Raw genomic sequence first — 10,950 nt, forward strand, 5'->3', positions numbered from 1 at the left:
GTGGACCAACCCCGGCCTGGACGTGAAGGACTTCATCGGCACGAAGTTCACGACCGCGCCCGACGGCAAGCTCTACCAGTTGCCCGACCAGCAGTTCGCCAACCTCTACTGGTTCCGCGCCGACCTGTTCGCCCGCCCCGAGCTGAAGGAGAAGTTCAAGGCGAAGTACGGCTACGACCTGGGCGTGCCGCTCAACTGGAGCGCGTACGAGGACATCGCCGAGTTCTTCAGCGTCGACGTCAAGACCATCGACGGCAAGCCGATCTACGGCCACATGGACTACGGCAAGAAGGACCCGTCGCTGGGTTGGCGCTTCACCGACGCCTGGCTGTCGATGGCCGGCACCGCCGACATCGGCAACCCGAACGGCATGCCGATCGACGAATGGGGCATCCGCGTGGCCGACGACAAGTGCACGCCGGTAGGCGCGTCGGTTTCACGCGGCGGCGCCACCAACAGCCCGGCCGCGGTCTATGCCCTGACCAAGTACGTGGACTGGATGAAGAAGTACGCGCCGCAGCAGGCCATGGGCATGACCTTCTCGGAATCCGGCCCCGTGCCCGCCCAGGGCCAGATCGCCCAGCAGATCTTCTGGTACACCGCGTTTACGGCCGACATGACCAAGAAGGGCCTGCCGGTGGTCAACGACGACGGCACGCCGAAGTGGCGCATGGCCCCGTCGCCTTATGGCCCGTACTGGAAGGATGGCATGCAGAACGGCTATCAGGACGTGGGCTCGTGGACCTTCTTCAAGTCCACCAACCCGGACAAGATGGCCGCGGCCTGGCTGTACGCGCAGTTCGTCACGTCCAAGTCGGTGTCGCTGAAGAAGTCCATCACCGGCCTGACTTTCATCCGCGACAGCGACATCAATAGCGAGTTCTTCACCAAGAACGCGGCGAACTACGGCGGCCTGATCGAGTTCTACCGCAGCCCGGCGCGCGTGGCGTGGACGCCCACCGGCAACAACGTGCCTGACTATCCCAAGCTGGCGCAGCTGTGGTGGAAGAACGTCGCCACCGCGGTCACGGGCGAAAAGACCCCGCAAGCCGCCATGGACAACCTGGCCAATGAAATGGACCAGGTCATGGCGCGTTTGGAACGGGCGGGCATGGCGCAGTGCGCGCCCAAGCTCAATGCCAAGAGCGATCCCAGCAAGTGGCTGTCCGACCAGCACGCGCCATGGAAGAAGCTGGCCAACGAAAAGCCCAAGGGCGAGACGATTGCCTATGAGAAGCTGCTGGATGCCTGGAAGCAGGGCAAGGTGAGGTAAGCAGGCAGTACTTCCCGGAAAAAGCGCCGCTCTCCCGCGGCGCTTTTTTCATTCCCGGGGGCGCTCTCACGGGCAGTCGGGCAGATGCATTTCCGGCTTCCACTCAGGCATCCTGCCGCTCACCGACCCGCGCCGCCAGCAGGTCATAGAACAGCTTGGCGACCGGGTTGATCGCCTTGCCCCGGCTATGGATCAATCCTATGGTCCGCGTGATGGCCGGCTCGCGCAGCGGCACGCTGACCAGATCGGCATGTTCCCCGGCCGGCATGGCCAGCCGTGGCACGACGCCTACCCCCAGGCCAGCCTCGACCATGCTCACCAGCGCCGGCACGTGTTGGACTTCGCAGAAATGACGAGGCCGCACGCCGCTGTGCGCCAGCGCCTGGTCTATCAGGAAGCGGTTGCCGCTGCCCTGGGCCAGGCTGATGTAGGGATAGGCGTCCAGGTCGGCCCAGGTGACCGACTCTTTTTGTGCGTAAGGATGCTGGCGGCTGACCGCGGCCACGAAGGGCTCTTCGAGCAAGGGTTTGAACTCGATGTCGGCGTCGTTCGCGCCTATGTAGGTCAGGCCGAAGTCGGCGTCGCCGCGTGCGACGGCGGTCAGGATCTGCGACGAGGACTCATCGATGATCCGGATGCGTATGCGCGGGTATTGCTCGTGGTAGCTGCGGATCACGCCAGGCAGGAAATAGGCGACCGCCGAAGGCACGCAAGCGATGGTGACCAGGCCGGACAGGCGTTCGGCCACGTCCTGTATGCCGACCAGGGCGCTTTCCAGTTCGTTGAGCACATTGCGCGCGCGCGGCACGAAGCCGCGGCCTATGGTCGTCAGTTCGACCTTGCGGGTGGTGCGCGTCAGCAACTGCACGCCTAGCGCAGCTTCCAGCTTGTCGGCGCGCCGCGACAGGGCGGATTGAGAAAGATGCAGGGCTTCGGAGGCGGCGCGGAAGCTGCCCAGGTCGGCGACCGCCAGGAAGGCGCGCAAATCGGCCAAATCGAATTTCATGCGTTTTCGTCAAGAATTGATCTAATTTTTGCACTTTACTCTATTGTGCGTGCTGCGCATCATGTCTTCCAAGCCGCCCCGAGCGCGGCACATACCAGGAGACAAGCTCATGATTCGCGTCCGCCGCCTACGCCGGCAATTCGCCCTTGCACTGGCCTGCGTGCCATTGATGGCGCTTTTGGCGCCGGCCTCGCGCGCCGAGAGCGGGGACTGGCCGCAACGCCCGATCCGCCTGCTGGTGCCCTACGGTCCCGGCGGCAGTTCGGACGTGGTGGCGCGCGCCGTGGCGGTGGAGATGTCGCGCGATCTGGGCAAGCAGGTCATCGTGGAAAACAAGGGTGGCGGGCAGGGGATGATCGCCACGGTGGAAGCGGCGCGCGCCGCACCCGACGGCTACACCCTCATCCTGGGCCATGTGGGCACGCTGGCCGTGAACCCGTCCATGGTGGCCAAGCTGCCGTATGACCCGCGTCGCGACTTCGCGCCCATCGTGCTGCTGGCGAAGCTGCCCATGGTGTTCGCGGTGGGCGGCAAGGTCCAGGCGTCCACGCTGCCGGAGTTCGTGGCTTTGGCGCGCGCCCGGCCGGGAGCCTTGAACTACGGGTCCGCCGGCAACGGCAGCGCGGGCCATCTGGCGTTCGAGATGCTCAAGACTGCGACCGGCATCGACGTGGTGCATGTGCCCTACAAAGGTACCGGCGCGCAGGTGACCGATCTGCTGGCGGGCAACATCGACGCTGCGGCGGCCGGCACGCCCGGACTGTTGCCGCATGCCCAGGCGGGCAAGATCCGCATCGTGGCGGTGGGATCGGAACGGCGCCTGCCCGTGCTCCCCGATGTGCCCACGGTGGCGGAGCAGGGCTATCCGGGCTTTGAAAGCTCGCAGTGGTTCGGCCTGTTGGCGCCTGCGGGCACGCCGGCCCCCGTCATCGAGCGCCTGCACCAGGCCGCGCTCAAGGCGCTGCAGACCGATTCCGTGCGCGAACGCCTGGCGCACGACGCCAGCGAGGCGTCCGGCGCGGGACCGGCCGAATTTGCCGCCTTCATCGACGCCGAAGAGAAGCGCTGGGGGCAGGTGGTGCGCAGCGCCCGCCTGTCCGCCGAATGATCCATCTTTCACGAATCTCCATTCTTTCTCGAGAAGCATTGCCATGAGTAGCCAAAAGCAAGACCCGATTCTTATCACCGAAGAGGAGCTGACCCGCCTGGGGACACGCGCTTTCGAGAGCCTGGGACTGCCTGCCCAGGACGCCGCGGACGTCGTTCAGGTGCTGGTGCTGGCGGACCTTTTTGGCCTGTCCACCCACGGCTTGAGCCGTATCGAATCGTATGGCGAGCGCTTGCAGGTGGGCGGCATCAATCCCCGCGCCCAGATTCGGGTGGAGCGCCCCGCGCCCGGCCTGCGCCTGGTAGACGGCGACAACGGCGTCGGGCCGCTGGTCGGCATGCACGCCCTGCGCGCCGCCATGCAGGCCGCCAGCGAGTGCGGGGTAGGCATGGCGTTCGCCCGCCAGAGCAATCATTTCGGTCCCATTTCTCCCTATGGCCTGATCGCAGCGCAAGCGGGTTATGCCAGCATCATCGGCAGCAACGCCACCACTACCATCGCGCCCTGGGGCGGCACCGACGCCAGGGTCGGCAACAGTCCGATCGGCTTCGCCGTGCCCAATCCGGAGGGGGCGCACTTTCTGCTGGACATGGCGATGAGCGTGGTGGCGCGCGCCAAGATCCGCAACGCCCTGAAAGCCGGGCAGGAGATTCCCGACACCTGGGCCACCGACGCGGCCGGGCAGCCGACGACCAGCCCCAAGGATGCGCTTGGCGGCTTCCTGCTTCCGATCGGCGGGCACAAGGGCTACGGCCTGGCCCTGATGGTCGACCTGTTCGCCGGGCTGCTGTCGAACGCGGCTTATCTGACGCATGTGAAGTCATGGGTGGATGCGCCCGATCAGCCGCAGAACCTCGGCCACTTCTTCTTGTTGATAGACACACGCAAACTGGGTTCGACGCAATGGCTGGCCCAACGCATGGCCGACTTCGCGCAGATCCTGCACGGCAGTGCGCCGGCCGATCCCGCGCGGCCGGTGATACAGCCCGGCGAGATCGAACTGGCCAAGATGGCGCGGCAGAAGGAGCAGGGGATTGCATTGGACGCGGATGTCCTGGCGTTGTTGCGCCGCCATGCGGATTCCCTGCCGGCCTGATGCGGACGGGCGGCAGCATTTCGGAGACAGACATGAAATACAAAGCCGTAGTCACGGCAATGATGGCGGGCGCGCTGGGCATGATGGCGGCCGGCGCGGCGGTGGCGTCGGACTATCCCAGCAAACCGGTGCGCGTGATCGTGCCCTACGTCGCAGGCGGCGCTGCGGACATCACCGCCCGCGTGATCGCGCAAAAGCTGTCGGTCAGCATGGGCGCAACCTTCGTCGTCGAGAACAAGCCGGGCGCCAACGGCATGATAGGCACCGATTTTGTCGCCAAGGCCGCGCCTGACGGCTACACGCTGCTGCTGGATGCGAGCGGGCCGCTGGTGGTGAATCCCTCGCTGTACAAGAAGACGCCATATGATCCGGTGGCCGACCTGGCGCCGATCAGCCAGATCACCAGCTACCAGTACGTGCTGGTCGTGCCGCAGCAATCGCCGATACGCAGCGTGGATGACCTGATCGCGGCGGCGCGCGCCAAGCCGGGCCAGATAAGCTACGGCTCCGCGGGCGTGGGGGCGGGCGGGCATCTGGCGGGCGAACTGTTGGCGGTCATGACGCAGACGCAGCTCACGCATATTCCCTATAAGGGCAATGCCCAGGCCCTGACCGACGTGCTGGGCGGTCAGCTCAGCTTCACGTTCGACACGGTGGTGACGGCGACGCCACATCTGCGCTCCGGCAAGCTGCGCGGGTATGCGGTGTCGGGGCCGAACCGCGCGCAAGGCCTGCCCGATATCCCGACGATGGAGGAACTGGGCTTCAAGGATTTCGTGGTCACGCAATTCCAGGGTTTGCTGGCGCCGGCTGGCACCGATCCCAGGATCCTGTCGCGCCTGCATGATGAGGTGGTCAAGGCAGCCCGGGAGCCCGACGTGATCCAGAAACTCCAGACCGAAGGCGGCAACGAGATCGTCGCGGGCACCCCGCAGGAATTCGCGCGCCTCATCCAGGAAGACCTGCAACGCTACCGCAAGCTGATCGCGGATGCGCATGTGCAAGCGGAGTAGGCCATGTATGACATCGAGGTATTGATACAAGGCTACCCAGGGCGTTCGCTGTGCCATGGCGGACTGGGCTGGAGCACCACCACGCTTCTGCGGGGCGGCGGGCGCAACATACTGGTGGATGTGGGCGCATTCGGTGTGCGCCATCTGCTGGGCCAGCACCTGAGCCGCTGCGGGGTGGCCGCGGCCGACATCACCGACGTGGTGCTGACGCACGCCCACTATGATCACGCCGTCAACTTCACGCTGTTTCCCAACGCCACCGTCTGGATCGGCGAACTGGAGTTGGCCTGGGCGGCCGCCCAGCCGCCCGGGTTCAATCCGCTGCCGGAGCTCTACGTGCGCGAACTGGCGTCGTCGGAGCGTGTCCGGCGCATACGCGATGGCGACGAATTCCTGCCGTACCTGCGTGCGATCGCGTCGCCGGGGCACACGCCGGGACACTTGCTGTTCTACGTCGACGATGGCCGGCAAACGGTTCTGTTCACCGGCGATGCCGCGAAGAACCGGGCCGAACTGCTGTCGGGCACGGTCAACGACACCGCCGATATGGACGCCAGCCGCGCCACGCTGGCCCGTATCTGGGAGCTGTGGCGCAAGACGCCCGGAACGCTGCTGGTGCCGGGCCACGACCTGGGCATGAAGCTCGGCGCCGACGGGCAGCCGGTATATGTCGGCGAACGGCGCGCGGCGCTGAACGCCTGGTTTGGCGACACGCTGGAGCCGACGCGCATCGACCTCTGCTGCGGCGGCGTCTTCAGCCGCCATGGTTCATGATTTCCTCACCCTGCACAAACCTATGAAGCTGAATCCGAACATCATTTCCGCCTTCGCGCCCACCGGCCGGCTGCGGGCATCCATCAACCTGGGCAATCCCATCCTGGCGGGGCGCGATACCGCCGGCGCGCCGGCCGGCGTGTCCGTGGACCTGGCGCGCGCCTTCGCCGAAAGGCTGGGCGTGCCGCTGGACCTGGTCGTGCTGGATAGCGCGGGCGCTTCCGTGGAGACCGTCACGCGGGAGGACGCGGACATCGGCTTCTTCGCCATCGACCCGCTGCGCGCGGCCGGCATTGCCTTTACCGACGCCTATGTCCTGATCCAGGGCGCTTACCTGGTGCGTGAGGATTCTGCGCTGCGCGCATTGGATGAGGTCGACCGCGAGGGACATCGCGTCACCGTCGGGCAGGGCAGCGCGTACGACCTGTACCTGAGCCGTGAACTGAAGCGGGCGACCATTACGCGTGCGTCCACCTCGCCGGCCGTGGTCGACACTTTTTTGGCAGAGGGCACGGATGTGGCGGCGGGTGTGCTGCAGCAGCTGGAGGCGGACGCCAGGCGTTTGCAGGGCTTGCGGTTGCTGCCCGGCAGCTTCATGACCATACGCCAGGCCATGGGCGCGCCCAAGAACCGTGGCGCCGAAGCCATGGAAGTCCTGTCGGGGTTTGTCGAAGAGATGAAGGCCAGCGGTTTCGTCGCAAACGCGCTGCGCCGCCACGGCATAGAAGGCGCCGCGGTAGCGCCCGCGGCAGCCTGAGCAGGGCGCCTTTCTTGCGCTAGTGAATCACGCGCGCCGCCTTGCGCGCCCGCTTGACCTCATACATGCGGGCGTCGGCCAAACGCACGGCGGCTTCGGCGTCCAGGCCGCGCGGGTCCAGCGCCACCACGCCTACGCTGGCGCCTTCGTACGGCACGGCTTCTTCGCCGAGTTGGTAACGGCCCACGGTGGCCGCGGTGGCGCGCTCTTCCAGGGAACGGGCGGCTTCTTCGGCATCGCCGCGCGGCGCGTGCACGCCATGCGGCCCGTCGCCGGCTGCCAGGGCCGGGCCCGGCCCGATCAGCACGAATTCATCGCCGCCCAGCCGGCCCAGCATGTCCGAGCCGCGCAGGGCCGCGGCGATGCGACGCGACACCTCCTGCAGGAACACGTCGCCTTGCTGGTGGCCGTAGACGTCGTTGATACCCTTGAACCCGTCCAGGTCGACCACGCCGACCAGCACGCTGCCGCCTTCGCGGATGGCGCGCGCCTGCAGCCGGTCCAGCGCCTCGTAAAGGGCACGGCGGTTGGGCAGGCCGGTCAGCGTGTCGGTCAGCGCATAGGACATGAGCTGGACATTGGCGGCGTGCAGCTGCTCCATCAGCATTTCGCGTTCCAGGAAGCCGGCGATCACGCTGGAGAAGAGCTTCAGCACCGATTCCGCCTGCGGCTCGATCTGGCGCTGCGTGGCGCTGGCGGCGCACAGGGTGCCGAACAGGACGCCGTCATCCGTGCGCACCGGTGCGCTCAGATAGGTTTGTATGCCCAGTTGGCGGGCCGCGTCGGAATCCGGCCAGCAGCTGGAGACATCGCTGGTGCACATGCGTCCTTCGTCCAGCGCACGCTTGCACAGCGTGTCGTCCCAGGGCACCGACAGGCCTTCGGGGATCTGCAGCTCTCCGGCGTTGCGCGCGTAGCGGATGTGCTGGAGATCCGCCTTCAGGTCGATGGACGTGAGATAGGTGGACTCCAGCCCGGTCACCGCGCCCAGCATGTCCAGCAGCGGGCGCGTCAGCTGTTCGACTGACTTGGCCTCTGGCAGGGTGGTCGACAGTTCTGCAAGTATCGGATCCAGCACGGCGTCTCCAGGAAACGAGGGCTTATGGGTGGGCATATGGACCTGCGGCCCGTCGCTCCATGAGAAGCGCGGGCCGGCATCGCCGTCATTATGCACGCTGCGCAACGGGTTGCATGGAACCTGTGCGCGGGACTACCCTGGACTTTCTACACGCGGCGGCCGGCCACGATGGGTAGCGGCCGCCAGGGAGGCAGGCATGCATCACTCGAGTGAACTGCGCGGCCGGGTGGCCGTGGTGACAGGGGCGTCCTCCGGCATAGGCCGCGCCACCGCGATCGGGCTGGCCGCGGCTGGCGCGCGGGTGGTGGTGAATCATCGCGCGGGCGGCGATTCCCAGGGGCGCGCGGCGGCAGTCGCCGAAGCAATCCAGCGCCAGGGAGGGTCGGCCGTCACGGCGGCCGGCGATGTCAGCAAAGAGGCCGAGGTCGAGCACCTGTTCGCGCAGGCGCTGCAGCACTACGGACGGCTGGACATCCTGGTCAACAATGCGGGCATAGAGCATCCAGCGCCGGTCGCCGACATGACGCTGGCCGATTGGCAACGCGTCATCGACGTGAACCTGACGGGGCAGTTCCTGTGCGCGCGCGCCGCGGCCCGGCTGTTCCAGTCGCAGCCGGCCGACCCGGCGCGGCAGGGGCTGGCGACGGGCAACATCCTCTTCATCAGTTCCGTGCACGAGGTCATCCCCTGGGCCTTCCAGGTGAATTACGCAGCCTCCAAGGGCGGCGTGTCCATGCTGATGAAATCGCTGGCGCAGGAACTGGCGCCGGCCCGGATACGGGTCAATTCCATCGCGCCGGGGGCCATACGCACCGCCATCAACCAGCCGGCCTGGGATACGCCGGAAAGCCTGGCCAGGCTGCTGAAGCTGATTCCGTACGGCCGCATCGGCGAACCCGAAGACGTGGCGCGCGCGGCGGTATGGCTGGCCAGCGACGCGTCGGACTACGTCACCGGCACGACCTTGTTTGTCGACGGCGGCATGACCCTGTATCCCGAATTCCGGGGCGCGGGCTAGACCATGTCCAAGCCCCTGGAAGACTACGGCTTGATCGGCAACATGCTGTCGGCCGCACTGGTGGCGCGCGACGGCTCTATCGACTGGCTTTGCCTGCCGCATTTCGATTCGCCCGCTTGCTTCGCGGCGCTGCTGGGCGATGAACGGCACGGTCACTGGCGCATCGCGCCGCATGCGCGGAAATACGCGGTCTCGCGCCGCTACGTGCCCGATACCGCTGTGCTGGAAACGCGTTACGAAACCAGCTCGGGCACGGCGCTGCTGTATGACTTCATGCCCCTGAGCGACGACGATGAGCGCGCCGACGTGGTGCGCATCGTGCGCGGCGAATCCGGCCACGTGCAGATGGACATGGAGATGGCGCTGCGCTTCAACTATGGGCAGGCCGTTCCCTGGGTGCGCCGGCGCGACTATGGCCTGAGCGCCATCGCCGGCCCGGACGCGGTCGAGCTGCATACGCCGGTGGACCTGGCGGGGCACGAGCTTACGACCACGGCGCGTTTCACCGTGCACCCGGGGCGGGTGGTGCCGTTCACGCTGTCCTATCACCGTTCGCACCGCACGCCGCACTTCGTGCCGGACCGCGTGGAAAGCATGGATCGCACCATCTCCTGGTGGCAGGAGTGGGCCAAGCGCTGCCGCTGGGAGGGCAGCGACGAAGGGCGCGATGCCGTGGTCCGCTCGCTCATCACGCTCAAGCTGCTGACCTTCCAGCCCACCGGCGGCATTATCGCCGCGCCCACCACCTCGTTGCCGGAAGCCCTGGGCGGCAGCCGCAACTGGGACTACCGGCATTGCTGGCTGCGCGATTCGGCGCTGACCTTGTACGCCTTGCTCAATGCCGGCTACCGGGAAGAGGCCGAGGCCTGGCGCCAATGGCTGCTGCGCGCCGTGGCCGGGCATCCGGACCAATTGCAGATCATGTACGGCATCGCCGGCGAACGCTGGCTGCCTGAACTGGAAATTCCCTGGCTGCCGGGCTATGAGGCCAGCCTGCCGGTGCGGCGCGGCAACGGCGCCGCTGGCCAGAGCCAGCTGGACATCTATGGCGAGCTCATCGAAACCCTGTACGCCGCGCGCGCGGCCGACCTGGCGCCGCTGGCCGAGGCCTGGCGCCTGCAGAAGGTGCTGCTGGAGCCGCTCAAGGACCGTTGGCAGGACCTGGACCATGGCATCTGGGAAGTACGGGGCGAGCGCCGCGCCTTCACGCATTCACGGCTGATGTGCTGGGTCGCCTTCGACCGCGCCGTCCAGTCCTGCGAGCGCTTCGGCCTGCGCGGACCGAAGGACGAATGGCAGCGCCTCGCCGACCGCATCCGCGCGGACATCTGCAAGCATGGCTACAACCCGGCGCGCGGCAGCTTCGTGCAGAGCTACGGATCGGACGAACTGGATGCCAGCCTGCTGCTCATTCCCCAAGTGGGCTTCCTGCCCGCGGACGATCCGCGGGTGGCGGGAACAGTGCGCGCCATCGAACGCGAACTGCTGCGCGACGGCCTGCTGTTGCGTTATTCCACCCAGCACGCCAGCGACGGCCTGCCGGGCGAGGAGGGGGTGTTCCTGGCCTGCAGCTTCTGGCTGGCCGACGCCTACGTCATGCAGGGGCGTATCGACGATGCCGAACGCCTGTTCGAGCATCTGCTGACGCTGCGCAATGACTTGGGCCTGCTGGCGGAGGAGTACGACGTCGGCCGGCGCCGGCTGGTGGGCAATTTTCCGCAAGGGTTCTCGCACATCGGACTGGTGAATACCGCGTACAACCTGAGCCGCGCGAGCGGCCCGGCGCGTCAGCGCGCCGAGCAGGACGCGCCGCGCGAATAGGCCGGC

Annotated in this window: 10 protein-coding genes; 8 read left to right on the plus strand and 2 right to left on the minus strand. The window is 66.9% G+C overall.

Annotation, left to right across the window (positions count from 1 at the left end; all coding sequences use genetic code 11):
- On the plus strand, positions 1-1,273 hold a 1,273-nt coding region (locus tag VIR09_RS16520; RefSeq protein ID WP_332013850.1), incomplete at its 5' end, for an ABC transporter substrate-binding protein.
- Between the two features lie 103 nt (positions 1,274-1,376).
- On the opposite strand, the gene VIR09_RS16525 is transcribed toward VIR09_RS16520, so the two are convergent.
- The gene (locus VIR09_RS16525; RefSeq protein WP_332013851.1) at positions 1,377-2,279 is read right to left on the minus strand and encodes a LysR family transcriptional regulator; all 903 of its coding nucleotides are present in this window, start codon (positions 2,277-2,279) and stop codon (positions 1,377-1,379) included.
- A 109-nt stretch (positions 2,280-2,388) separates the two neighbouring features.
- On the opposite strand from VIR09_RS16525, the gene VIR09_RS16530 reads away from it, so the two are divergent.
- From VIR09_RS16530 to VIR09_RS16550, 5 genes are read left to right on the plus strand one after another with little or no spacing between them, the layout of a single operon-like run.
- Complete coding sequence (locus VIR09_RS16530) at positions 2,389-3,387, plus strand: tripartite tricarboxylate transporter substrate binding protein (protein WP_332013852.1); 999 nt, start codon at positions 2,389-2,391, stop codon at positions 3,385-3,387.
- A gap of 43 nt (positions 3,388-3,430) precedes the next feature.
- Positions 3,431-4,483: an Ldh family oxidoreductase gene (locus VIR09_RS16535; RefSeq protein WP_332013853.1), complete on the plus strand. Its 1,053-nt coding sequence runs from the start codon at positions 3,431-3,433 to the stop codon at positions 4,481-4,483.
- Positions 4,484-4,515: 32 nt separating this feature from the next.
- Entirely contained in the window at positions 4,516-5,496 is a 981-nt protein-coding gene (locus VIR09_RS16540) for a tripartite tricarboxylate transporter substrate binding protein (RefSeq protein WP_332013854.1), read from the plus strand.
- 3 nt (positions 5,497-5,499) lie between these two features.
- Positions 5,500-6,270, plus strand: a complete 771-nt coding sequence (locus VIR09_RS16545; protein ID WP_332013855.1) for an MBL fold metallo-hydrolase — start codon at positions 5,500-5,502, stop codon at positions 6,268-6,270.
- 22 nt (positions 6,271-6,292) lie between these two features.
- The gene (locus VIR09_RS16550) at positions 6,293-7,027 is read left to right on the plus strand and encodes an ABC transporter substrate-binding protein (RefSeq protein ID WP_332013856.1); all 735 of its coding nucleotides are present in this window, start codon (positions 6,293-6,295) and stop codon (positions 7,025-7,027) included.
- A 19-nt stretch (positions 7,028-7,046) separates the two neighbouring features.
- Here the strand turns inward: VIR09_RS16550 and VIR09_RS16555 are convergent, their stop codons facing one another.
- Positions 7,047-8,141, minus strand: a complete 1,095-nt coding sequence (locus VIR09_RS16555; protein ID WP_332013857.1) for a sensor domain-containing diguanylate cyclase — start codon at positions 8,139-8,141, stop codon at positions 7,047-7,049.
- Between the two features lie 160 nt (positions 8,142-8,301).
- On the opposite strand from VIR09_RS16555, the gene VIR09_RS16560 reads away from it, so the two are divergent.
- Positions 8,302-9,123, plus strand: coding sequence for an SDR family oxidoreductase (locus VIR09_RS16560; RefSeq protein WP_332013858.1), 822 nt, complete (start codon positions 8,302-8,304; stop codon positions 9,121-9,123).
- A 3-nt stretch (positions 9,124-9,126) separates the two neighbouring features.
- On the plus strand, positions 9,127-10,944 hold the full coding sequence (locus tag VIR09_RS16565) for a glycoside hydrolase family 15 protein (protein WP_332013859.1): 1,818 nt from the start codon (positions 9,127-9,129) through the stop codon (positions 10,942-10,944).
- The last annotated feature ends 6 nt before the right edge of the window (positions 10,945-10,950 follow it).

Origin of the sequence: Achromobacter sp. (genome assembly GCF_036567245.1) — a bacterium.
In the GTDB taxonomy this organism is placed as follows: Bacteria; Pseudomonadota; Gammaproteobacteria; order Burkholderiales; family Burkholderiaceae_B; genus Achromobacter.